We start from the raw sequence: 22,071 nt of genomic DNA, 5'->3' as shown, positions 1-22,071 counted from the left end.
GCAGAGGAAAGAAACAGAAGCGAGAGACATGGATAACGACGATCGCAATCCATCCGATCCGGCAAGGGGGGATCCGATGAGCGCGGCCTTCGCGGAGGCGCGCGCCGCCGCCGCGCGCGGGGAGGTTCCGGTCGGAGCCGCCATCGTCAAGGACGGCCGCGTCGTCGCCTCGGCGGGCAACCGCCCCCGGGAGCTGCGGGATCCGTCCGCCCACGCGGAGATGCTCGCCATCCGCCGCGCCTGCGAGGCGCTGGACGACGAGCGGCTCTCCGGCTGCGATCTCTACGTGACGCTCGAACCCTGCACCATGTGCGCGGGCGCGATCTCCTTCGCGCGCATCCGGCGGGTCTATTACGCCGCGCCCGACCCGAAGGGCGGCGCGGTGGACAATGGCGTCCGTTTCTTCGACCAGCCCACCTGCCACCACGCGCCGGAGGTCTATGGCGGCATCCGCGAAAGCGAGGCGGCGGCCCTGCTCAAGGCGTTCTTCGAGGAGAGGCGATAGGGTTTCCTTTTCGTCACGCTCCCGTCCCGTCATGGCCGGAGATGACGAAGGGGTGGCGTAGCCTGTGAGCTCCGACGAGACGCGAGATGGTTCTCAGGACATCAGAAAATCCGGCAGCTCGTTAGCGGGTGAGCACTTCCATGTCGCGAATGACATTGAGGTCGACCCGCCCGACGATGCCGTCGACGCTGCCTGCGTCGTGATATTGCCAGACGCTCCATTGCCCGTCGTCGGGGCGCCTGAAAAGCGAGCGGACCCAGAGCGGCCTTCGGGGCAGGATGCCCTTGTAGGCGTCCCAAAACTCGGGCGTGACATAGAGAATGACGGGCCTGCCGGTCTGCTGCTCGACCAGCGCAAGAAAGCTGTCGATCTCGGCTCTGATTGCGGAGGGCTCCGGCTTCGTGGCGCAATTCCCGCCAAACTCAAGGTCGAGGGCTGCCGGGAGCGAACCTTTGTCCCGCCCGAGGGCGTCGAGGAAGTTCTTGGCTTGATCGCGGCCGGGGCGGCAGAAGGTGAAGAAGTGATAAGCACCGACTTTCAGACCGGCAGCCTGAGCTTCTCGCCAATTCGCGGCAAATCGCGTGTCACGGTAATCGCCGCCTTCCGAGGCCTTGATGAACGCGAAGGCGACGTCATCGCGTGCCACCTTCCGCCAGTCGATTTCCTTTTGATGATGGGACACGTCGATGCCACGCCTCGGATGGGCCGTGCGGCTGGGCTCGTAGAGAATGACGTAAACCACGCCGAGCCCTGCGGCCATAACGGCCACGCAAAGGATGAAGCGGGTGAATTTTCGCATCGGGCGATATTTTATATCGCCCGATGCGTTGTGACTATCCCAGAAAATCCTGGAGCGCATCCAGGGTCGCGCTCGGATTCTCCTCCGCCACGAAGTGGCCCGAGGTGACGCCGGTGCCGTGCGCCTTGGGGGCGAAGCTCTGACGCCAGATCTCGAGCGGCTGCTTCCCGTCCCCGACGGGGCCGCTGACGAATTCGTAATCGCTCCAGATCAGGCAGGTCGGGCACTGGATCGTCCGGCCTGCCGCGAGGTCCGCCTCGTCGGCTTCGAGGTCGCGGGTGGCGCCGGCCCTGTAATCCTCGCAGAAGGCATGGATGCGGGTCGGGTCGTTGCAGCTCTGCCGGTAGGATTCGAGGGCGCGGGGATCGAAGGCGCTGAGGTCGCCCGCCGCCGACCAGGCCTTCATCAGCCCCTCGAAATAAGGGATGGGATCGCGGCCAATGTCCTCTTCCGGCTTCGGATAGGCTTGCGAGAGATAGCCCCAATGCGCCTCGGGGATGGCTCCTGAGCGCATCTGTTCCCACATGTGATAGGTCGGCAGGATGTCGAGAAGGGCGAGGCGTTCCACGCGGCCGGGATGGTCGAGCGCCAGGCGATAGCCCACGCGTGCGCCGCGGTCGTGGCCGATGACGGAAAAACGCACGTGGCCCAAGGCCCCCATGACGCGGATGACGTCCTCTCCCATGGCGCGCTTGGAATAGGTCTCGTGCCGCTCGTCGCTCCTCGGCGCCTTCGACCAGCCATAGCCGCGCAGGTCCATGCACACGACCCTGTGCGTCTCGGCGAGGGCCGGCGCCAGGTGATGCCACATGGCATGCGTCTGCGGAAATCCGTGCAGCAGCACGAGCGGTGGGCCATCGCCCTTCGAGCGCGCGAAGATCCGTCCGATCTCCGTATCGATCCAGTGACTCTCGAAGCCGGGGAAGAGATCGTCGCTCATGGAAAGACCGTTCGCTGGTGGCAGGGATGTGGTCTTTCCGAACCTAGAGCATCGGAACCAAAAGTGGACCCCACTTTTCGCTCGCGCGGCCCGCCGGGTCCGCACGATGCGCTGGGCAAGCCCAGCGGTTCGTCAGCCCCGCTCGCGCGCCACCGCGCGCCAGCCGATGTCGCGGCGGCAGAAGCCCTCCGGCCAGTCGATCCTGGAGACGGCTTCGTAGGCCTTCGCCTGCGCCTGCGTGATCGTTTCGCCGAGGGCGGTGACGTTCAGCACGCGCCCGCCATTGGCGAGGATCCGGTCGCCGTCCTGCTTCGTGCCGGCATGGAAGACGATGACGCCGTCGAGCGCCTCGGCCTTGTCGATGCCCCGGATCTCGGAGCCCTTCTCGACGGCGCCGGGATAGCCTTTCGCCGCCATGACGACCGTGAGCGCAGTCTTGTCCGACCATTGAAGGGACACGGTGTCGAGCCTGCCGTCGCAGGCGGCGAGGAAGGCTTCCGCGAGATCGGACGCGAGGCGCGGCAGCAGCACCTGGGTCTCGGGATCGCCGAGGCGCGCATTATACTCGATGAGCTGCGGCCCCGAGGCGGTGAGCATGAGGCCCGCATAGAGAATGCCCTTGTAGGGCGCTCCGCGCGAGGCCATGCCTTCGAGCGTCGGTCCGATGATCTCGCGCATGACGCGCGCCTGCAGTTCGGGCGTGAGAACCGCCGCGGGCGAATAGGCGCCCATGCCGCCGGTATTCGGCCCCTCATCGCCGTCGAACACGCGCTTGTGGTCCTGCGCCGTGCCGAAGGGAACGGCGTTGGCGCCGTCGCACAACGCGAAGAAGCTCGCCTCCTCGCCTTCGAGGAAGGCTTCGATCACCACCTCGGCCCCGGCCTCCCCGAGGCCTCCGCCGATCATCATGTCGATGGCGGCCTCCGCCTCCTCGAAGGAGGTCGCCACCACCACGCCCTTGCCGGCGGCAAGGCCGTCCGCCTTCACCACGATGGGAACGCCGTAGCTGCGGATATAGGTCTTGGCGGTCTCCGCGTCCGTGAAGCGCCGGTAGGCCGCGGTGGGGATGCCGAACTCGGCGCACAGATCCTTCGTGAAGGCCTTCGAGCCTTCGAGCTGGGCGGCCGCCTTGCTGGGCCCGAAGGCCTTGATTCCGGCGGCGGTCAGGTCGTCCACGAGCCCGGCCACCAGGGGAGCCTCCGGCCCCACCACGACGAAGCCGACGGCCATCACCCGGCAGAAATCGATGACCGCCGCGTGGTCGGTCACGTCGAGGGCCACGTTGGTGCCGTGTTGCGCGGTACCCGGATTGCCGGGGGCGATGAAAAGGCGCTGGCAGAGGGCGCTGGCCGACAGGGAGCGCGCCAGGGCGTGCTCGCGTCCGCCCGAACCGATGAGAAGGATGTTCATGGCTGTAGCCCTCTGTGAAGATATCCGGGCTCTTAGAGCATCGGACCCGAAAGCGGAACCCACTTTTGGGATCCCTCCGGTGTGTCGCTTGAGGCTGGCGCATCGTCCGTGGCCGCCGGAGGCGCGGTCTGCCCGAAGGCCGTCCGCCCGTCCCGGCGAGGCTTGCTTTCGGGCGCAGGCTCCCGGCCCCGGCGGCGAACGGTCTGCGTCGTTCCGGCAGTGGACAATCGGGAATTCCATGAGGATTGCCGGTTCCAGGCCCGGCCCGCGGCCTTGGCAGAGGGGGGGCGGAACGATTAGGTTCTCCTCATGTTCGCAGCAAAAGCTCCCTCCAATGCCCAGGAATGGTCCGTTTCGGATCTCGCGGGCGCTCTCAAGCGCACCCTCGAGGATGCGTTCGGTTTCGTCCGCCTGCGGGGTGAGGTGTCGGGCTATCGCGGGCCCCATTCGTCGGGGCATGCCTATTTCTGCCTGAAGGACCAGAACGCCCGCATCGACGCGGTGATCTGGAAGGGCTCCTTCGCCAAGCTCAAGATCCGCCCCGAGGAGGGGATGGAGGTCATCGCCACCGGGCGCATCACCACGTTTCCGGGCTCGTCGAAATACCAGATCGTCGTCGACAGCCTGGAGCCCGCCGGCATCGGCGCGCTCATGGCGCTGCTGGAGGAGCGTCGCCGCAAGCTGACCGCCGAAGGTCTCTTCGCGGCCGAGCGCAAGCGGCGCCTGCCGTTCCTGCCCCGGGTGATCGGCGTCGTGACCTCGCCCACCGGCGCCGTGATCCGGGACATCCTCCACCGGCTTGAGGATCGTTTCCCGCGCCATGTGCTGGTCTGGCCCGTGCGCGTGCAGGGCGAGACCTGCGCGGCGGAGGTGGCAGCCGCCATCCGCGGTTTCAACGCCCTGGATCCGCGCGGCAGGGTTCCGCGTCCCGACGTGCTCATCGTCGCGCGGGGCGGCGGCTCCATCGAGGACCTTTGGGGCTTCAACGAAGAGATCGTCGTGAGGGCCGCGGCCGAGAGCGAGATTCCGCTCGTCTCGGCGGTGGGGCACGAAACCGATACGACCCTCATCGACTACGCGGCGGACGTGCGGGCGCCGACCCCGACGGGCGCGGCGGAAATGGTCGTGCCGGTGCGCGTCGAGCTCGCGGCCAGCGTCAACGACCTCGCCCGCCGCCACACGGAGACGATGCTGCGCCTCGTCGAGCGCCGCCGTTCCGATCTTCGCGCGACGGCCCGCGCCCTTCCGACGCCCGAGGCCCTGTTCTCGCCGAAGCGCCAGCGGCTGGATCTCGCTGCGGCGAGGCTCTATCCGGCCCTCGCGCGCAACGCGCGCGGACACGAGGAGCGGCTGCTGAAAGCCGCGCGCCAGCTCGCGCATGTCTCGCCGGTGGCGAACGTGGCGCGCATGCGGGCCAAGCTCGATGCCATCGGCTCGCGCCCCTACAACGCGGTCTGCCGTTTGGTGACCTTACGCAAGGAAACGCTCAAGCAGCTCGACCGCCGTCTGGTCGTCTCGCGGGAGACCCTGCTGCGCGCCGAGCGCACACGCATCGCGCAATCCTCCGAACTCGTGCGGCGCGTGGCCGAACGTCTGGCGCCTGCGCTCGAAGGGCAGATCGCGCGAAAGGCAGACCGGCTGAAAGCGGTGTCGAAGCTCTTCGACAGCCTGAACTACAAATCCGTGCTCCAGCGCGGCTACGCGCTCGTGCGCGACGCGGACGGGCAGCCTCTGCGCACGGCGGATGCGGTGCTCGACGGGCAGCCTCTCGTGCTCGAATTCGCCGACGGTCAGGTCGAGGCCACGGGCGGGCGCATCGGATCCCGCCCGAAGCCGGTGAAGCCCAAGCTCGTCGCGAAGGAAGAGCAGGGCGCGTTGTTCTAGAGCCTTTTCCATGACCTTCGGTTCATGGAAAAGGCTCCTGTTGTTTGAGAAAGACGCCTTTTCTTCGCAAAACCCGGCATCCACTTTTGCGGAAAAGGCTCTAGCGCATCGTGCGGCCCTTCGGGTCGGCTCGAACGATGCGTTCCTCTCGGAGGGAGCATCGGATCTGGCGATCCTACGGCGCGCCGGCATTGAAAAGCGTGCACCTCGCGCCCTTATTCCCTTATTGATGTGTCTGCGAACCTGCGATGGCCGGGAATGATGAACAAGCACGAGCGCGGTGGCGGTGAGGCCGTCGTGCAGTATCTCGACAGCAACCTGCGGATCATAAAGCCCGGAGCGTTCGTGCGCTGCGCCGTGACCGGCAAGCCCATTCCCCTCGACGAGCTGAAGTACTGGAGCGTGGAGCTGCAGGAAGCCTATGCCTCGCCCGAGGTGGTGATGATGCGCATCACCGGGCAGACCTTTCCTGGAAAAGGTTGACGGTCCCGCCGCTCAAGGATGCGACAGGCGCCTGTCGCCGATCTTGCGCAGGATGAAATTGCGCAATCCGTTCTCGTCGTGAAGGTGAAGCCGCACGGGCAGAACCATCAGGTCGGTCCAGGCTCCCGGGCCGTTCAGGCCGGCGATGCGCACGAAATCCTTCTCGGTCGTGATGGCCTTAAGGCCGCGGGACGCAGCCTGCCGGCGAAGCTCGTCGAGATCGGCGAGGGTGTAGGGATGATGGTCCGGAAAGGCGCGCGTTTCCTCGAGGATCGCACCGCAGGCGCGTAAGGTGTCGAAGAATTTCTCCGGACGTCCGATGCCCGCGAAGGCCAGAACCCTCCGGCCCCGGAGCGTGTCGGCAAGCTCCCGGCCGGGGGCGAGATGGCCGCTGAAGACACGCTTGCCCCAGTGACGCGCCAGATCCGCAACGCTTGTCCCGCCCGCCCCGGCGCCGATCACGAGCACCGCATCGACGACGGGCCATTGCGCCGGCATCGGGGCGCGCAAGGGTCCCGCGGGCAGGGGCAAACCATTGCCGATTCCCGTAACCCCGTCGACGACCGCGATGGCGCAGTCCTTCCGGAGCGACGGATTCTGCAGGCCGTCATCCATGATCAGCACCGTGGCTCCGATCTCATGGGCGAGGCGTGCGCCCGCCGGACGGTCCGCCGATATGATGGCGGGCGCCATGGCGGCGAGAAGAAGGGGCTCGTCCCCCACGTCGCCGGCCTTGTGTTGCGGCTGCACCTGCACGGGGCCGCGAAGATTGCCGCCATATCCGCGCGACAGGAAGACGGGGCTTTCGCCCGCCGCGTCGAGGATCTCCGCGACGGCGAGGGCCGTCGGCGTCTTGCCGGCGCCTCCGGCCGTGAAATTGCCGATGCAGACGACGGGGACGGCGGCGCGTTCGCCCTGCTGCCGCATCCGGCGGCCCGCGATGGCGCCGTAGACCGACGCGGCCGGGCGCAGAAGGTTCGCCATGAAGGAGGAGCGGGGCAGCCACCAGAAGGCTGGCGCACGCATCAGCGTCGCGCCCCGAGCTTGGCCTGTGCGATGAAGGGATCGATGGATTGCATGGTGCGCTCCACGGCGCCGCCGAGGGCCTGTACGGCCTCTCCGGCCGCCCGGGCCATGTCGCGGGCGAGCGCGGGATTGCTCAAGAGTTCGCTGACGGCCCGCGCCAGGGCCGTGCTGTCCTTCACCATCAGGGCGCCGCGCCCCTCGTCGATGGCTGCATAGACGTCGTCGAAGTTGTGGACATGAGGTCCGTGAAGAATGGCCGCGCCGAGCTTGGCGGGCTCGATCGGGTTCTGGCCTCCGTGAGCGACCAGGGAGCCTCCCATCACGACGATCGGGGACAATCTGTAGAACAGGCCCATCTCCCCCACCGTGTCGGCCACATAGATGTCGGTGGCGCGGTCGGGGTGAATGCCTTCGGAGCGGCGGCCGGCGCGCAGACCCGCCTGCGTGGCGATGGCGGCCACCTCGGGTCCGCGGTGGGGATGGCGCGGCGCGATGATCGTGAGCAGCTGCGGATGCCGTTTGGCGAGCGCCCGGTGCACGGCGACGATGACGCTTTCCTCGCCCGCATGAGTGCTGGCGGCGAGCCAGACGGGACGGCCCGCAATGAGCCCCGACAGATGCGCGACGACACGCGGATCGGCCGGAGGAGGGGCGGCGTCGAATTTGAGATTGCCGGTCACGAGCACGCGGGGCGCCCCCAGCTGGGCAAGCCGGGCCGCATCGTCCTGGCTCTGGGCGAGGCAAAGGGCGAAGCGCTCCAGCAGCCCCCGGATGACGGCGGGAAACGTCTGCCAGCGCTTGAAGGACCGGTCCGACATCCGCCCGTTGACCAGAACGAGCGGAATATGCCGCTCGTCGAGGGCCATGACGGTGTTCGGCCAGATCTCGGATTCCGCGATGAGGGCGAGATCGGGCCGCCAGTGATCGAGGAAGCGGCGCATGTAGCGCGGCACGTCGAGAGGCATGAACTGATGGAGCGCCCCTGGGGGCAGACGGCGTGCGATCAGGGCGGCCGAGGTGCGGGTTCCCGAGGTCACGAGGACCGAAAGTCCGCGCTGGGTCAGGCGCTCGACGACGGGCAGCAGGGACAGGGTCTCGCCGATGCTTGCGCCGTGGACCCAGATCAGATGGCCTTTGGGCCTCTGACGGCTGGGGTGGCCCTGGCGCTCGCCCAGGCGCGTGCGGTCCTCGCGCCCCTTGCGCTGCCGCCACAGAAGAAGTCCGAAGACGGCGGGTTCGAGAAGGGCCGTGGCCGTGCGGTAGGCCCTGAAGAGAAACGGGGTGCTCATGCGTGCGATTCCCCTGCGAAGGCCGGCGATGGTTTCGCTCCGGGGTCCCGCGACCCGATGAGGGCGTAGGCGCGCTCGTGAACGGCATCGAGCTCCCGCTCGACCCGGAGACGAAGGGCCTCGAGCGTGGTCGCATCCGCATCGCGCGGGACAGGGACCGGCTCGCCGAGCACCATCGCGCCGCGCCCGAAGGGCAGGCCGATGCTGGCGCTGTCCCAGCTGTCGAAATCGATGCGGCGGCTGGTGACCACGGCAACCGGCACGATGGGGCGGCCGGACATCTGCGCCAGGGTCACGATGCCCTGTCCGCAGACCCGCGAGATCTTGGGAATGTCCGCGGTCATCACCACCATTTCACCGCCCGCCAGCGCCTTGAGCATGGCGCGCATGGCCTGAACGCCGCCCTTCTTGCGAATATCGCGGCCGCGCGCACCCGATCCGCGGATGGCCCTGATGCCGAGATGGCGCAGCGCGACCGCATTGAACTCTCCGTCGCCGGAGCGGGACACGAGGCTCGCCGCCCGGTCCTGGGACCGCTTGGCGAAATGGATCATGAAATGCTGCCCGTGCCACATGGCGGCGATCACGGGCATCTGGGGGCCGATCCGATCATAGGCATCCGCCGGCTCCATGACGAACCGGTTCGTGCGCTGCACGAATTTCAGATAGCTCGCGACCATGAAGCCCAAGGCTTCCTGGACCGGCCGCGACCGAACGATGCGTTTGACGAGACCCATCTTGGCCGTGAAGTCCTTAAGCCTGCGGCTCCAGAAGGCGGTGCAGATGCACGATGAAATAGCGCATCTGGGCATTGTCGACCGTCGCCTGCGCCTTGGCCTTCCAGGCGGCATGGGCGGAGGCGTAGTTCGGGTAGATTCCGACGATGTCGAGCTTGGTAAGATCCTTGAAATCAATGGATTCGAGGCTCGTGAGCTCACCGCCGAAAACCAGATGGAGCAGCTGCTTGCCGGACGTATCGGTCATGTTTTCAGAACTCTTCCGAATGGATGCGGGAATGGGAAAACGCTATGAGGCGAACTTGGAGGCGAACTTGATCAGGTCCTCATGGCTCCAATAGCACGAGGATGCAACCGTGACGCAACGGCAATCATTTCGCCGTGTTTCGGCAGAGGTTGATTGTAAGCCGGCGGCAAACCAGCGAAATCCGTCAGCAGGCCGCCAGCCTCGCGCAGGATGAGATCGGCGGCCGCGATATCCCAGTCCTGTGAATTATGGGAAACGAGGCCGACATCGATCGAGCCGTCCGCCACGCGAGCGAGGCGCAGCGCCAAAGAGGGCACCTTGGGCAGCCGCTCGACGGGGCCGACCTGACGCTCGAACCGGTCCACCAGGGGTTTGGGGCCCGCCACGCGCATCGGATCCGCGGGAAGCGCCTCGGGGAGCCGGAGCCTTTCGCCGTTGCACCACGCGCCACCGCCGAGACTTGCTTCGTAGAGACGATCGTGAATGGGGGCGTGCAGAACGCCGAGAACAGGCGCCCCATCCTTCACCAGGGCAATGGACACGGCCCAGTCGGGATGTCCGGACGCGAAGGCGCGCGTGCCGTCGATCGGGTCGACGACCCAGACATGGGTGCGGTTCAGTCGGGCGGGATTGTCCGCCGTCTCTTCCGACAGCCATCCCGCCTGCGGAAAGAGACCCGTCAGGTGTTCCTTCAGAAAGGTGTCGAGGGCGATGTCCGCTTCCGTCACCGGGGAACTCTGCCCCTTGTACCAGAGCCGCGCAGCCGTCTGCTCGCCCGAGCGAAAGTAAGGGAGGGCGAGGGCTCCGGCCCGGCGCGCCGCATCGCGGACGGCCGCGGCCAGGGGTGACAGGGAATCGGACACAGGAGAAAGCATCCTTCTCAAAATGGGTAGGCCGGGCGGCGGATACCAGGGAGGATCGTGAAGAAACTCTGTTTCCTCGCGAAAAGCCCTCCTTCAAAGGAAGGCTCGCACAGGAAGGCTCGGCCGGACCTGGAAACCGGGCGTCTAGAACAGGGCGTCGGCGATCATGGCGGCGAACAGGATCAGCCCCGCGTCACGGTTGGAGCGGAAGAGCCGGAGGGCTCCCGCACCGTCGGCTCGGTCGATCCGGGCCACCTGCCACCCGAGATGCACGGCGAAGAGACCGAGGCCTATGAAGGAGGCGATGCCCACGCCGGCCCGGACGAAGGCCGCCGTCATGAGCAGGACGGTCAGGCCGTAGCAGATGCCGACGCCCAGCGTCACGCGCTCGCCGAAGAAGCGGGCGGAGGATTTGATGCCGGCGATCTCGTCGTCTTCGATATCCTGGAGGGCATAGATGGTGTCGTATCCCACGACCCAGGCGATGCTGGCGAGATAGAGGAGGACCGGAGTCAGGCCCAGGGACCCGAAGGCTGCGGCCCATCCCATCAGCGCGCCCCAGGAGAAGGCGAGCCCCAGCACGATCTGCGGCATCCAGAAGAACCGCTTCATGAAGGGATAAAGCGCGACGACAGCCAGGGAGCCGAAGCCCGTGAGGATGGCGAAACCGTTGAACTGCAGGAGAACGAGGAGCCCGACGAGGCCCTGGAGCCCGAGGAAGGCGAGCGCTCCCTTGAGGCTGACCTGACCGGAGGGCAGGGGGCGCTGGCGGGTCCGCTCCACGCGGAGGTCGAGGTCCCGGTCGACGATGTCGTTATAGGTGCAGCCCGCGCCGCGCATGGCGACGGCGCCGATCAGGAAGAGAAGGCAATGAAGCGGGTCGGGATAGGGCTGTCCCTTCACGAGGGCGGCCAAGGCGGCAGACCACCAGCACGGGAGGAGCAGCAGCCACCAGCCGATGGGCCGCTCGATCCGCGCCAGGCGCAGATAAGGGCGCAGGCCCGCCGGGGCCCAGCGGTCGGCCCAATGGCCGCGCACGGCATCGGGAAGGGATGACGCCCCGGGACGCTCCATGACGGTCTCGCCCTCGGTTAGAGAGCGCCCTTCGGCACGCTCAGCGTACCGGTCAGGCCGCCGCCCATGCGGCCGGGACCGCCCTGCTGTGCCTGCTGCTTGGCGCGCTTTTCCATCTCGGCCATCTTCGCGGCGGCACCGCAGGCCTGGGTCTTGAAGGACTGGGCGCGCTTATGATCCTGCTGGAAATTCTCCACCACCTGATCAGGAACCTGGCACCAGTCCTTGTTCGCGGTCATCCACTTCAGGCCGGCATCCCCATTGGTCACGAGCTTGCCGAAGACCGTGCAGGCGGCGCGGGGATCGATCTGCTTCTTCTTGCCTCCGCCGGTCAGGCCGTTGATCTGCTTGACCAGGTCCTGGCGCTCGACCAGGATCTTCTGACCGTCCTGACAGGCGTTCGACTGCGCAAAGGCAGGAGCGCCCGCGAAAATGCCACCGGCGGCAAGCGCGGCCACTAAGGTCGAACGGATGTGCGTCATGGCAAAAACCCTTCATGAAGCCCGCGACGTCTCGCGGGCTTGTGCTCTGTTAACAGGTTACGGCCCCTCAGGCCAAGGGGCGATTGGTCGCCCAGGGCCAGGCTGTGCATCGAGCTGTGCCACGGCGCACCTTAATCCCAGGTGACTAAAAACCCAGGCGGCGAATCCCAGGCGACCGATCCCAGGCGACCGGCGGCCCGCAACCCCTCCTCAGGCGCGGGGGAACTTGGTAATGCTCCTTCGCTCAGCCTTCCAGAAATCCCTCAACCCTCTAGAAATCCCATGGCCGCTTACGATTTCAACGCCCCCCGCCTCCTCGTCTCTTCGCCTCTTCAAAAGAACGCGAGGATCGCTCTCGACCGAGGACAGGCCAATTATCTGTTGAACGTCCTGCGCCTGAGGGATGGCGAGAGCGTCCTGATCTTCAACGGTGAGGACGGGGAGTGGCGGGCTGACGTTTCCGTCGAGGGGCGCAAATCCGCCGACCTCGTCTGTGCGGAGCAGGTCCGGGCGCAGACCGTCCGGCCCGATCTGATCTATGCCTTCGCGCCCCTCAAGCATGCGCGGCTCGATTACATGGTCCAGAAGGCGGTCGAGATGGGCGCAGGGATTCTCCAGCCGGTCATCACGCGGCGGACACAGAGCACCCGGGTCAACCTGGAACGCATGCGCAGCAACGCCGTCGAGGCGGCGGAGCAATGCGGAATCCTGACGATCCCGGAGGTGCGCGAGGAGGAGAATTTAGAGCGTTTTCTCAAAGCCTTGGAAAAGGATCGCCTCCTCGTGTTCTGCGACGAGAATGCGCCCGTTTCCAATCCGGTCGAAGCTCTGGTCAAGCTTGGGAACAATCCGGCGGGCCTTGCCGTTATCGTGGGCCCCGAAGGGGGATTTACCGACCAGGAGAGAGCGCTTGTCGCCGCCCACGAAAGATGTGTTTGCGTATCGTTGGGACCGCGAATCCTGCGAGCCGACACCGCCGCAGTGGCAGCCCTCGCGATTGTTCAATCGGTCCTTGGCGACTGGCGCTGACGCGCCCGTCTTGCGATGGGGCAGGCCAATTCGCCTCTAGTTTTACAAGCTTAGCAGTTTCGGGCCGATTCGCCCCATTCACGCCCTATTCAAGCAGAGTGTGGAGCGGGCGGGAGGTCATCCTGCGCGTAAGGGTCATTCCTGAAAAAAATAGAGGAAACCGGGAAATGAGCTGGGATTTCAAGTTCGGCATCGAGGAAGAATACTTCGTGAACGACGCCGCCAAGCGGGACGTGGCCAAGGGACGAATCCGGGAATTCTTCGCCTCGTGCCGGGAGCAGCTCTCGGACGACATTCAGCCCGAGATGCTCGAGCCTCAGATCGAGATCGCGACGAAGCCCATGAAGGATTTCGCCGAGGCGCGCACCCAATTGTCCGGCCTGCGCTCCGCGGCGGGCGCCATCGCCCGCGACTACAACCTGTCCATCATGGCATCCGGCACGCATCCGCTTGCCGTCTGGTCGCGCGTGCGTCCCAGCTCTCAGCCCCGCTACGGCAAGGTGATGCACGACCTGCAGATGCTCGGCAGCCGCACGGTCCTGTGCGGCATGCACGTGCATGTGGAGGTGCCCGACCTCGCCATGCGCGTGGACATCATGAACCGCATTCAGCCCTATCTGCCGCTGCTGCTGGCGCTGTCGACCTCGTCGCCGTTCTGGCAGGCGCAGCGCACGGGCCTCCTCGGCTATCGCCTCGCAGCCTACCGCGAGTTGCCGCGCACCGGCCTGCCGGATCTTTTCGACGGGGCCGAGGATTACCAGCGCTATATCGATACGCTCGTCGCCTCGCGCGCCATCGAGAATTCGAGCTATGTGTGGTGGGTGATCCGGCCTTCGCTGAAGCACCCGACCCTGGAGCTGCGCGTGGCCGACAGCTGCACCCGCCTGGACGACACCATCGCCATTGCGGCTCTCTACCGGTGCCTCGTGCGCCGCTTGAGCCTGGAGCCCAAGCTGAATGCCGGCCAGACCGGCGCGTCGCGCGCCATCAACGACGAGAACAGCTGGCGGGCGATGCGCTACGGCATCCACGGCAGCTTCGTCGACGAGAAGACCCGTAGCGCCAAGCCCGTGCGCGAACTGCTCGACGACGTGCTGGACATGATCCGGGACGATGCGAAAGAGCTCGGCTGCGAGCGGGAGGTGGATCTTGCGCGCTGGATCGTGGCGCGGGGGACCAGTGCGGACCGGCAGCTCACCCTCTACACGGAAGCCCTCGGGCGCGGCCTGTCGGGCCGCGACGCCCTGGCCAGCGTGGTCGACTGGCTCTCCGCCGAGACGGTCGGGGACTTGGTCGTCCGTCACTGAGGTGTTGACGGCCCCGCACTTTGTGGGGCCGCCCCTCATTGCAGCTTGGCCTTAACCCGCCTATCTAGTCACGATCCCTGAGTCGGCGCGCCTTGAACGCGCTTTTTGGATGAGGTGATGTATGGCGCGGGACGTATCCGATACGACCCCCATCGGCGCACGGGCTGAGCTCGTGGAATGGATTGCGGAGGGCGAGAAGCCTCGCGAAACGTGGCGGTTGGGAACGGAGCACGAGAAGGTTCCCTTCTACACGGAGGATGCCGCTCCCGTTCCCTATGACGGGAAAAAGGGGATTCGGGCGCTGCTCGAAGGCCTGCAGGAGCGCACCGGCTGGTCTCCCATCATGGAGGACGACAAGCCCATCGGCCTGCTCGATGAAACGGGCGGCGGCGCGATCTCGCTCGAGCCCGGCGGCCAGTTCGAACTGTCGGGCGCCCCGCTCCGGACGCTTCATGAGACGGCGCAGGAGACCGCGCAGCACCTCGCCGACGTGAAGGCGATCGGCGAGACGCTCGGCATGGGATTCCTCACGCTCGGCATGAGCCCGCTATGGACGCGCGCCGAGACGCCCGTCATGCCCAAGAAGCGCTACCGCATCATGACGGACTACATGCCGAAGGTCGGCAGCTTGGGCCTCGACATGATGTACCGCACCTCCACCGTGCAGGTGAACATGGACTATGCGTCCGAAGCCGACATGGTGAAGAAGCTGCGCGTGTCGCTCGCGCTGCAGCCCGTGGCGACGGCGATCTTCGCAAACTCGCCCTTCACCGAGGGCAAGCCCAACGGCTATCTCTCCATGCGCTCGCGCATCTGGCTCGATACGGACAGGCACCGCACGGGCATGATGGCCTTCGCCTTCGAGGACGGCTTCGGCTACGAGCGTTATGTGGATTGGGCGCTCGGCGTGCCGATGTATTTCGTCAAACGCGATGCGACCTATCACGACGTGGCCGGCGCCTCGTTCCGCGATCTTCTCCACGGAAAGCTCGCGCAATTGCCGGGCGAGCGCGCGACGCGCTCCGACTGGGCGAACCATGTCTCGACGCTGTTTCCGGAAGTGCGCCTGAAGCGCTATCTCGAAATGCGCGGCGCGGATGTGGGCGGCCCTGAACAGATCGTGGCGCTGTCGGCTTTCTGGACCGGCTTGCTCTACGACGAGGCGGCGCTCGACGGCGCCTGGGAACTCGTGAAGGGCTGGCGTGCGGAAGAGCGTGAGCGGCTGCGCGCGGATGTACCGAAACTCGCCTTGAAGGCTGCGATTGCCGGGCGCTCGGTGCAGGACATCGCGCGCGATGCGCTGGCTCTCGCGCGCGAGGGGCTCAAGCGCCGTGCCCATCTCGATGCCTCGGGGCAGGATGAGACGAAGCACCTGGTCTATGCCGAGGAGATCGTCGCATCGGGCCGGACGCCTGCCGAGCGATGGCTGGAGCGCTATCACGGCGCATGGGGCGGCTCGGTGCGGCCTGCCTTCAGCGAATGCGTCTTCTGACCTGGGTCGCTACGCAGCCTTCGCGACTGAAACGCGGTTGCGGCCGCTCTGCTTGGCCTGGTAGAGCGCCTTGTCGGCCATGTCGATGAGGCCTGCCGGCCCTGCAAGCGAGCGATCCGTGGCGGGTCGTTGCGTGACGCTGCCGATGCTGATCGTCAAGGTATAGGTCGGGGCATTGGCCTCGTGATGCAGGGCCAGCGCCTCGACGCCCGCGCGGATCTTCTCCGCGACCCGTATGGCGTCGTCCTCGTTCGTATCCGGCAGCAGGACGACAATCTCCTCGCCGCCGTACCTGGCGACGAAGTCGCCAGGCCGTGTGACGCCACCGGCAATCACCGCCGTCACCTTGCGCAGGCATGCGTCGCCCTGCTGATGGCCGTAGAGGTCGTTATAGGCCTTGAACTGATCGACATCGATCAGGAGAAGCGAGAGCGGGATCCCGTCACGTGCGGCGCGCAGCCATTCGATCTCCAGGCGGCTGTCGAAGGTCCGGCGATTGGCGAGGCCCGTCAGACCATCCGTCGCGGCCAGAATGGCGAGCTCGGCTTCCACCTGCTCGCGGCGGCTCAGCTCGCGCGCGAGCCGCCAGCCCAGCAGGCAGATGATGCCGATGAGAACAGCCACTCCGAGCAGTCGCAGTTGAAGTTCCAGCGTCCAATTCCTCAGGGCTTCCTGCTGACTGACGGCCGAGAGAACCACAACCGGATAGACGTGGTTGCGCTGGTATCCCGCAAGACGCGGAACCCTATCGATCGGGGAGACGTAAAAGCGGGAGCCGGACGGACTCCCTGTCAGCCATTCGGACGTTTCCGTTTCGATGCCGATCGCCTTCTCGAAATAGGGATAGCGCGAAAGAATTTTCCCGTCCGTCGTGCCGAACATGACGATGGCCCCCTGGGAGCCGAGATCCATGCGGCCGAAGAAGTTCCCGAAGTAGCGGGGCGGGATGCTGACCTGGACGACTCCGCTGAAGGTGCCGTCGGGCTTGTTGAGGCGCCGGGACATGGTCAGGATCCAATCGCCGCCAAGCGGATCTCGAATGAGCGGCCCGAAGAACCACTTCCTGGCCGGCGAGGCGGCGTGATGCTGAAAGAACACCGTATTCGTGACGTTCACGCGCTTATGGCCCGGGAGTGAACTGCCCAGGACGAAGCCGTTCGCCCCATAGACCGTGAGAGCCTTCAGGGCCTGCAGGGTCTGGATCCGCTCGGAGAAGAACTCCTGCATGCCGATCATGCTGTTCGCTTCCGCCCCCTGACGTTCGAGGCGGTCGACGATATCCACCAGGATGGCATCTGCCAGGTCGAAGGTGTCCTCGGCATGCTGGGCCAGGGACCTGGCGAGGTTTTGCATCTCGCTCTCGATCCGGGCGAATTCCTGCTGACGCTCCGTCCAGTCCCTCCAGCCTTCCAGCCCGACGATGGCGAGGCAGATCACCGCCACGAAAACCTTGAGGCCACGGGTCGACGAATGCGCGTCACGAGAGGGGAAGAGCATCCGCTTCGATCCCATTCACGGTGCCGCGAACTTGAGGCCGAGGATGCCGAGCACGATCAGGCCGATAGATCCCGGGCGGATGGCCGTGCCGACCGTGTCGATTCCGGTCCAGGCGGCATAGCCGGTTTCCACGGGGAGGGTCTTGAGAGCGATCCCGAGAAGCAGGACGCTCGCCGGCATGCTGACGGCGGTCGGGGCGGACGGCGCGAGGGGCGTGAAGCCCTCGGAATATTTGAGCCCGATGGCCCAACCTGTCTCGAAAAGGCCCGCCAGTGTCAGATAAACCCACGCCATACAGGTCTCGCGTCACCATGCGGTGACACCCTTTCCGAGATGATAACGCGAGGCCCCCCTTGCGCCTTTCCAGGTATACAGGGCTGCCGCATGCGTCTCAATAGCGGCCGATGTTTGCAGAAATGCCTGCGGCCGGTGGTCCGGGTCCTGTGGACGGGCGTCAGTTCTCGGGGTCGTCCGAGGGGCGGGCAGACGCCTTCAGGGACGCATAGGGATTGAAGGGCTCGTAGAGCTGATGCTTCCACGAGTCGCCGCAATTGATGCAGATGGAGCGGATCATGTGGTTGCTCTGCTCGAGGCGCTTGAGCAGCTTTTCCTGCCGTTCCTGTGCGTCATTCTGCTCTGCCTCGTAGCCGGAAGGTCGAACCGTCAGCTGCAGGCCTTTGGCTTCGGGAGCGGCTCCCTGGGCGATGGCGGAGGCCGGCAAGCCTGCAAGAACGGCAGCGAAAACGAGATGGCGCATAAGACTCCTCACGGCCGATTGAAACATCCCTGACTGGTCCCTGCGCAATGCTATGCCGTCAAGGGCGAATACGATGGTTGGGACTATAGGAAGCAGAAGCCACGCAAGAAAGGCGCCAATGCGTTCCAAGTTCCGGCTCTGCGGCGGCGAGAGGTCGAACTGGTGTCAAAGATGGGCAGGGCGATGGAACTCTCCTGCCTGCTCCCTCGTCCTCCGGTCAATTTTCAAATGATCGTGAACTCGGAGGCGGTGAGCGCGACCTTGTTGGTGAACTGGGCGATGAGCACCTGCGCCTGGCTGCCCGAGCCGTCAGGGTCGTAATAGAGCTTGCCCGTGCCCTTGTCGTAGATCAGGTGGTCGTCGGCATCCTTGGCCTTGGGCCCGACCACGAACTTGGAGCTGCTCAGCCGGCCGGGGCCGCCGAGCTTGGCCATGTACTTGTTGTCGAGCTGGATGCTGTCGAGGGTCTTGTTGTAGTCGAGGATCGTGTCGTAGTTGGCGCTGCCCGGCCGGTCCCGGAACACGAAGGTGTCCTGGCCCGTGTCGCCCTTGAGCACATCCCGCCCGGTGCCGCCGTCGAGCGTGTCGTTGCCCGCCCCGCCCGTCAGCCGGTCGTTGCCGGACAGGCCGGAGATCTTGTTGTGGCCCGCATTGCCCGCAATCGTGTTGGCGCCGGCATTGCCCTTGAGCGTGATGGAGGAGCCGCCGGTCGCATAAAGCCGCTCGACATAGGCTGCGAGCGTGTGGCTGACGGTGGTGTAGACCCGGTCGGCGGTGCCGCCCTTCGACGTTTCAACCACCCGGTCGCCTGCGGCATCCACGTAATAGGTATCGTTGCCCGTTCCTCCCTTGAGGCTGTCGTTCCCCTGACCGCCCCAGAGCACGTCGTTGCCGCCGCCGCCATTGAGCGTGTCGTTGTGATAGCCGCCGTCGAGCTTGTCGGCTCCCGCCGTGCCGTTCCAGACGAGGCCAGTGGTGTGGGCCGGGTTGGAATAGTGATAGGTGATCGTCTCGTTGGCGGGCTTGTCCTGCGTCGTGTAATCGGTCCACGAAACGCCTGCTCCCCCTTCCGATTGAGGGGCCATCGGGTGTTCGAAGGAGTAATAGCTCCAGAGGAAGGAGCCTGCGAGCCACCGGCCGCCGTAATTCTCCATCACTCTGTAAAGAGCCGAGTAGCAGTCCACCTGCTCCTGCAGGTCGACCGTGCCGCCGCTGCCGAAGACACCCGGATTCTTGTTCGCCCCGTCCATGCTGCGGAACCCGACCTCGGTGAAGATCACCTGCTTGCCGTAGTGGGCGGACAGCGCCTTGTAGTAATCGACGATGGACTTGCCGCCGAGCAGCGTGTCCCGGATCCAGGGGTTGGAATGCGGCTTCGTCCAGGCCTCCACCATCTGGTCGACGGTCGGATTGTCGACGGTCGACATCGGGTAATAGGCATCGACCCCGATATAATCGACCTTGTCCCAGAACCCCACATCCTTCACGGTCCAATAGGTCGCCGCATAGGTGATCTTGCCGGAGTAGACGGCCCTCACGGCGTCGACGATCTCCTTCCATTTCTCGGTATAGGTCTTGCCGTCGCTACATTGCTCGGTCGGGTCGATCATGCTGTCCATTTCGGTGCCGATGCAGATCATCGCCGCGCCACCCGTCTGCGCGGCCCTCGCATATTCGACCATCATGGCCTTGTAGCTGTCGAACCACGCCTTCGCATCGGCGGGCGCGAGTTCTGCGCGCCACACGCGGTCGATGGTTTCGAGATGGGGCTTGAGCACCACGTTGAGGCCGAGCGCCTTGGCCTGAAGAATGGTCTGCACGACCCGCTCGAAGGTGTCGCTCTCGTCATCCCAGGGATTGTTCGGATCGCCGAGCTTCAATCCGACCGAATTGCTGAATTTGTTCTCCTGGAAGAAGTTCGGGATGAGCGTGACGGTGCCGGCGCCGGTGGCCGCGATCTGACGCATTGCCGCCTGACCGCCGGGGGAAAGAGCCTGGCCTCCCCAATATGAGGGCTGGGTGATGCTTTCCCATTCGAAGATCCGACCGTTGCTCATGCGCGCGTCCCTTGATCGATAGGTGTTCGGAGCTTCGATAAAGCTAAGGCAGCATCCTAATGAATCATATAACGTATCATTGATCTCCTGTCGTTAGGCCGAATGGCCGATGCTCTAAAAACACGAATGCCCGGCACGGGGCCCGGCATGACGACAGGCTCTGGATGAGCCGAGGCGGCAGGACGCGGATCTCCGGATCGAGCCCGGTATCCGCGTCGAACGTCAGATCTGGCGCACCGCGCCCTTGGCGGCGCTGGTGGTCAGCATGGCATAGGCCTTGAGGGCCGCCGAGATCTTGCGCTTGCGGGGTGCGGCGGGCTTCCAGCCCTTCGCTTCCTGCTCGGTGCGGCGGCGCTCCAGTTCGGCCTCGTCCACGGCGAGCTGGATGCGGCGGTTCGGGATGTCGATCTCGATCCGGTCGCCGTCCCGCACGAGGCCGATCGTGCCGCCCTCCGCCGCTTCCGGCGAGACGTGGCCGATGGACAGCCCCGAGGTGCCGCCGGAGAAGCGGCCGTCGGTGATGAGCGCACAGGCTTTGCCGAGGCCCTTCGATTTCAGGTAGCTCGTCGGGTAGAGCATCTCCTGCATGCCCGGGCCGCCGCGCGGACCCTCGTAGCGGATCACGACCACGTCGCCGGCCTTGACCTTGCCGTTGAGGATGCCGCTGACGGCGTCGTCCTGGCTTTCGAAGACGATCGCGGGACCGGAGAATTGCAGGATGCTTTCGTCGACGCCCGCAGTCTTCACGATGCAGCCGTCGAGGGCGAGGTTGCCGGAGAGCACGGCGAGGCCGCCATCCTTCGAGAAGGCATGCTCCGCATCGCGGATCACCCCTTTGGCGCGGTCCGTGTCCACGCTGTCGTAGCGGCTTGCCTGGCTGAAGGCAGTCTGCGTCGGCACGCCGCCGGGAGCGGCGCTGAAGAATTCATGCACGGCATGGCTGTTGGTGCGGCGCACGTCCCAGCGATCGAGGGCGGCCTTCATGCTCTCGGCATGGACCGTCGGCACGGCGGTGTCGATGAGGCCCGCACGGTCGAGCTCGCCGAGGATGGACATGATGCCGCCGGCGCGGTGCACGTCTTCCATATGCACGTTGGCGACCGCAGGCGCGACCTTGCAGAGCACCGGAACGCGGCGCGACAGGCGGTCGATATCGGCCATGGTGAAGGGCACCTCGGCCTCGTAGGCCGCCGCCAGCAGGTGCAGCACCGTGTTGCTCGAGCCGCCCATGGCGATGTCGAGGGTCATGGCATTCTCGAAGGCCGCGAACGACGCGATGGAGCGCGGCAGCACGCTTTCGTCGTCCTGCTCGTAATAGCGGCGGGCGAGATCGACGATCAGGTGGCCTGCCTCCACGAAGAGACGGCGGCGGTCGGCATGGGTCGCGAGCGTCGAGCCGTTGCCCGGCAGCGAGAGGCCCAGAGCCTCGGTGAGGCAGTTCATGGAATTGGCCGTGAACATGCCCGAGCACGAGCCGCAGGTGGGACAGGCGGAGCGCTCGATGGCCTGGATGTCCTCTTCGGCCACGGTATCGTCGGCGGCCGCCACCATGGCGTCGACGAGGTCGAGCTTCTTGGTCACGCCCTTGAGCTGCACCTTGCCGGCTTCCATGGGGCCGCCGGAGACGAAGACCACCGGGATGTTGAGGCGCATGGCGGCCATCAGCATGCCGGGGGTGATCTTGTCGCAGTTGGAGATGCACACCATGGCGTCCGCGCAATGGGCGTTGACCATGTATTCCACGGAATCGGCGATCAGCTCCCGCGAGGGCAGGGAGTAGAGCATGCCGTCGTGACCCATGGCGATGCCGTCGTCCACCGCGATGGTGTTGAATTCCTTGGCGACGCCGCCGGCCTTCTCGATCTCGCGCGCGACGAGCTGCCCCAAGTCCTTCAGGTGGACGTGGCCCGGCACGAACTGGGTGAAGGAGTTCACGACGGCGATGATCGGCTTGCCGAAGTCGGAATCCTTCATGCCGGTGGCCCGCCAGAGGCCGCGGGCGCCCGCCATGTTGCGGCCGTGGGTGGTGGTGCGAGAGCGATAGGCTGGCATGGGGTGTACTCTGGTCCTCACAATCCGTAAGCCAGTCTTGTTCGGCTGAAAACGCCCGACATGCAAGCGGTTTTGCTGCCGCCTTTAGGCGCAGAACGCATGCCGGAGCGGCGTTTCGTGCCGGGAAAGCGCCCGGCCGCG

General features: G+C 65.8%; 22 protein-coding genes. 7 read left to right on the top strand and 15 right to left on the bottom strand.

From position 1 onward, the window contains the following. The first annotated feature begins 28 nt into the window (after nt 1-28). Entirely contained in the window at nt 29-505 is a 477-nt protein-coding gene (locus tag RE429_RS16885) for a nucleoside deaminase (protein ID WP_414471870.1), read from the top strand. A 121-nt stretch (nt 506-626) separates the two neighbouring features. Here the strand turns inward: RE429_RS16885 and RE429_RS16880 are convergent, their stop codons facing one another. The 3 genes from RE429_RS16880 to purD all read right to left on the bottom strand — a co-directional run bounded on the left by RE429_RS16880 (nt 627) and on the right by purD (nt 3,654). Further along, complete coding sequence (locus tag RE429_RS16880; protein ID WP_414471869.1) at nt 627-1,304, bottom strand: GH25 family lysozyme; 678 nt, start codon at nt 1,302-1,304, stop codon at nt 627-629. Nucleotides 1,305-1,338: 34 nt separating this feature from the next. Then, nucleotides 1,339-2,244, bottom strand: a complete 906-nt coding sequence (locus RE429_RS16875) for an alpha/beta fold hydrolase (protein WP_414471868.1) — start codon at nt 2,242-2,244, stop codon at nt 1,339-1,341. 132 nt (nt 2,245-2,376) lie between these two features. After that, a complete protein-coding gene (gene purD, locus RE429_RS16870; protein ID WP_414471867.1) occupies nt 2,377-3,654 on the bottom strand; it encodes a phosphoribosylamine--glycine ligase in 1,278 nt (425 codons plus the stop codon). A gap of 309 nt (nt 3,655-3,963) precedes the next feature. Between purD and xseA the strand changes: the two genes are divergently transcribed. The 3 genes from xseA to RE429_RS16855 are packed head-to-tail and all read left to right on the top strand — an operon-like array spanning nt 3,964 to nt 6,021. After that, nucleotides 3,964-5,538: an exodeoxyribonuclease VII large subunit gene (gene xseA / locus RE429_RS16865; RefSeq protein ID WP_414471866.1), complete on the top strand. Its 1,575-nt coding sequence runs from the start codon at nt 3,964-3,966 to the stop codon at nt 5,536-5,538. A gap of 10 nt (nt 5,539-5,548) precedes the next feature. Next, nucleotides 5,549-5,800: a hypothetical protein gene (locus RE429_RS16860; protein ID WP_414471865.1), complete on the top strand. Its 252-nt coding sequence runs from the start codon at nt 5,549-5,551 to the stop codon at nt 5,798-5,800. Further along, a complete protein-coding gene (locus RE429_RS16855; protein ID WP_414471864.1) occupies nt 5,797-6,021 on the top strand; it encodes a DUF2093 domain-containing protein in 225 nt (74 codons plus the stop codon). Before RE429_RS16860 ends, RE429_RS16855 begins: the two co-directional genes overlap by 4 nt. 12 nt (nt 6,022-6,033) lie before the next feature. Here the strand turns inward: RE429_RS16855 and lpxK are convergent, their stop codons facing one another. From lpxK to RE429_RS16820, 7 genes are all read right to left on the bottom strand, one after another. Then, a complete protein-coding gene (lpxK, locus tag RE429_RS16850) occupies nt 6,034-7,047 on the bottom strand; it encodes a tetraacyldisaccharide 4'-kinase (RefSeq protein WP_414471863.1) in 1,014 nt (337 codons plus the stop codon). Further along, nucleotides 7,047-8,336 carry a 3-deoxy-D-manno-octulosonic acid transferase gene (locus RE429_RS16845; RefSeq protein WP_414471862.1) on the bottom strand — a complete coding sequence of 430 codons (1,290 nt, stop codon included), beginning with the start codon at nt 8,334-8,336 and terminating at the stop codon, nt 7,047-7,049. Before RE429_RS16845 ends, lpxK begins: the two co-directional genes overlap by 1 nt. Continuing rightward, complete coding sequence (locus RE429_RS16840; RefSeq protein ID WP_414471861.1) at nt 8,333-9,073, bottom strand: lysophospholipid acyltransferase family protein; 741 nt, start codon at nt 9,071-9,073, stop codon at nt 8,333-8,335. Before RE429_RS16840 ends, RE429_RS16845 begins: the two co-directional genes overlap by 4 nt. A 16-nt stretch (nt 9,074-9,089) precedes the next feature. Further along, nucleotides 9,090-9,320, bottom strand: coding sequence for a DUF4170 domain-containing protein (locus tag RE429_RS16835; RefSeq protein ID WP_414471860.1), 231 nt, complete (start codon nt 9,318-9,320; stop codon nt 9,090-9,092). 71 nt (nt 9,321-9,391) lie between these two features. Then, nucleotides 9,392-10,195 (bottom strand): inositol monophosphatase family protein, encoded by an 804-nt coding sequence (locus tag RE429_RS16830; RefSeq protein ID WP_414471859.1) that lies wholly within the window; start codon nt 10,193-10,195, stop codon nt 9,392-9,394. A gap of 132 nt (nt 10,196-10,327) precedes the next feature. Then, nucleotides 10,328-11,257 (bottom strand): 4-hydroxybenzoate octaprenyltransferase, encoded by a 930-nt coding sequence (ubiA, locus tag RE429_RS16825; protein ID WP_414471858.1) that lies wholly within the window; start codon nt 11,255-11,257, stop codon nt 10,328-10,330. 17 nt (nt 11,258-11,274) lie between these two features. Further along, nucleotides 11,275-11,739: a hypothetical protein gene (locus RE429_RS16820; protein WP_414471857.1), complete on the bottom strand. Its 465-nt coding sequence runs from the start codon at nt 11,737-11,739 to the stop codon at nt 11,275-11,277. Between the two features lie 282 nt (nt 11,740-12,021). Between RE429_RS16820 and RE429_RS16815 the strand changes: the two genes are divergently transcribed. The 3 genes from RE429_RS16815 to RE429_RS16805 all read left to right on the top strand — a co-directional run bounded on the left by RE429_RS16815 (nt 12,022) and on the right by RE429_RS16805 (nt 15,567). Then, complete coding sequence (locus RE429_RS16815) at nt 12,022-12,768, top strand: 16S rRNA (uracil(1498)-N(3))-methyltransferase (protein ID WP_414471856.1); 747 nt, start codon at nt 12,022-12,024, stop codon at nt 12,766-12,768. A gap of 167 nt (nt 12,769-12,935) precedes the next feature. Then, entirely contained in the window at nt 12,936-14,075 is a 1,140-nt protein-coding gene (locus RE429_RS16810) for a carboxylate-amine ligase (protein WP_414471855.1), read from the top strand. A 121-nt stretch (nt 14,076-14,196) separates the two neighbouring features. Beyond that, on the top strand, nt 14,197-15,567 hold the full coding sequence (locus tag RE429_RS16805) for a glutamate--cysteine ligase (RefSeq protein ID WP_414471854.1): 1,371 nt from the start codon (nt 14,197-14,199) through the stop codon (nt 15,565-15,567). Nucleotides 15,568-15,576: 9 nt separating this feature from the next. On the opposite strand, the gene RE429_RS16800 is transcribed toward RE429_RS16805, so the two are convergent. The 5 genes from RE429_RS16800 to ilvD all read right to left on the bottom strand — a co-directional run bounded on the left by RE429_RS16800 (nt 15,577) and on the right by ilvD (nt 21,930). Next, nucleotides 15,577-17,064 carry a diguanylate cyclase gene (locus RE429_RS16800; protein WP_414471853.1) on the bottom strand — a complete coding sequence of 496 codons (1,488 nt, stop codon included), beginning with the start codon at nt 17,062-17,064 and terminating at the stop codon, nt 15,577-15,579. Nucleotides 17,065-17,079: 15 nt separating this feature from the next. Next, entirely contained in the window at nt 17,080-17,358 is a 279-nt protein-coding gene (locus RE429_RS16795) for a DMT family transporter (RefSeq protein WP_414471852.1), read from the bottom strand. A gap of 160 nt (nt 17,359-17,518) precedes the next feature. Next, nucleotides 17,519-17,821, bottom strand: coding sequence for a hypothetical protein (locus RE429_RS16790; protein WP_414471851.1), 303 nt, complete (start codon nt 17,819-17,821; stop codon nt 17,519-17,521). Nucleotides 17,822-18,045: 224 nt separating this feature from the next. Then, nucleotides 18,046-19,878 carry a glycoside hydrolase family 113 gene (locus RE429_RS16785; protein WP_414471850.1) on the bottom strand — a complete coding sequence of 611 codons (1,833 nt, stop codon included), beginning with the start codon at nt 19,876-19,878 and terminating at the stop codon, nt 18,046-18,048. A gap of 222 nt (nt 19,879-20,100) precedes the next feature. Beyond that, nucleotides 20,101-21,930: a dihydroxy-acid dehydratase gene (ilvD, locus tag RE429_RS16780; protein ID WP_414471849.1), complete on the bottom strand. Its 1,830-nt coding sequence runs from the start codon at nt 21,928-21,930 to the stop codon at nt 20,101-20,103. Between the last annotated feature and the right edge of the window lie 141 nt (nt 21,931-22,071).

The sequence above is a fragment of the Microvirga sp. M2 genome (assembly GCF_047497095.1).
Classification (GTDB): Bacteria; Pseudomonadota; Alphaproteobacteria; order Rhizobiales; family Beijerinckiaceae; genus Microvirga.
Note: the sequence above shows the minus strand (reverse complement) of the source record. Positions and strands in the feature narration are given on the sequence as shown.

Coding starts and splice junctions, on each gene's coding strand:
- RE429_RS16885 (WP_414471870.1), top strand. CDS start 29: ATGGATAACGACGATCGCAATCCATCCGATCCGGCAAGGGGGGATCCG.
- RE429_RS16880 (WP_414471869.1), bottom strand. CDS start 1,304: ATGCGAAAATTCACCCGCTTCATCCTTTGCGTGGCCGTTATGGCCGCA.
- RE429_RS16875 (WP_414471868.1), bottom strand. CDS start 2,244: ATGAGCGACGATCTCTTCCCCGGCTTCGAGAGTCACTGGATCGATACG.
- purD (WP_414471867.1), bottom strand. CDS start 3,654: ATGAACATCCTTCTCATCGGTTCGGGCGGACGCGAGCACGCCCTGGCG.
- xseA (WP_414471866.1), top strand. CDS start 3,964: ATGTTCGCAGCAAAAGCTCCCTCCAATGCCCAGGAATGGTCCGTTTCG.
- RE429_RS16860 (WP_414471865.1), top strand. CDS start 5,549: ATGACCTTCGGTTCATGGAAAAGGCTCCTGTTGTTTGAGAAAGACGCC.
- RE429_RS16855 (WP_414471864.1), top strand. CDS start 5,797: ATGATGAACAAGCACGAGCGCGGTGGCGGTGAGGCCGTCGTGCAGTAT.
- lpxK (WP_414471863.1), bottom strand. CDS start 7,047: ATGCGTGCGCCAGCCTTCTGGTGGCTGCCCCGCTCCTCCTTCATGGCG.
- RE429_RS16845 (WP_414471862.1), bottom strand. CDS start 8,336: ATGAGCACCCCGTTTCTCTTCAGGGCCTACCGCACGGCCACGGCCCTT.
- RE429_RS16840 (WP_414471861.1), bottom strand. CDS start 9,073: ATGGGTCTCGTCAAACGCATCGTTCGGTCGCGGCCGGTCCAGGAAGCC.
- RE429_RS16835 (WP_414471860.1), bottom strand. CDS start 9,320: ATGACCGATACGTCCGGCAAGCAGCTGCTCCATCTGGTTTTCGGCGGT.
- RE429_RS16830 (WP_414471859.1), bottom strand. CDS start 10,195: ATGCTTTCTCCTGTGTCCGATTCCCTGTCACCCCTGGCCGCGGCCGTC.
- ubiA (WP_414471858.1), bottom strand. CDS start 11,257: ATGGAGCGTCCCGGGGCGTCATCCCTTCCCGATGCCGTGCGCGGCCAT.
- RE429_RS16820 (WP_414471857.1), bottom strand. CDS start 11,739: ATGACGCACATCCGTTCGACCTTAGTGGCCGCGCTTGCCGCCGGTGGC.
- RE429_RS16815 (WP_414471856.1), top strand. CDS start 12,022: ATGGCCGCTTACGATTTCAACGCCCCCCGCCTCCTCGTCTCTTCGCCT.
- RE429_RS16810 (WP_414471855.1), top strand. CDS start 12,936: ATGAGCTGGGATTTCAAGTTCGGCATCGAGGAAGAATACTTCGTGAAC.
- RE429_RS16805 (WP_414471854.1), top strand. CDS start 14,197: ATGGCGCGGGACGTATCCGATACGACCCCCATCGGCGCACGGGCTGAG.
- RE429_RS16800 (WP_414471853.1), bottom strand. CDS start 17,064: ATGCTCTTCCCCTCTCGTGACGCGCATTCGTCGACCCGTGGCCTCAAG.
- RE429_RS16795 (WP_414471852.1), bottom strand. CDS start 17,358: ATGGCGTGGGTTTATCTGACACTGGCGGGCCTTTTCGAGACAGGTTGG.
- RE429_RS16790 (WP_414471851.1), bottom strand. CDS start 17,821: ATGCGCCATCTCGTTTTCGCTGCCGTTCTTGCAGGCTTGCCGGCCTCC.
- RE429_RS16785 (WP_414471850.1), bottom strand. CDS start 19,878: ATGAGCAACGGTCGGATCTTCGAATGGGAAAGCATCACCCAGCCCTCA.
- ilvD (WP_414471849.1), bottom strand. CDS start 21,930: ATGCCAGCCTATCGCTCTCGCACCACCACCCACGGCCGCAACATGGCG.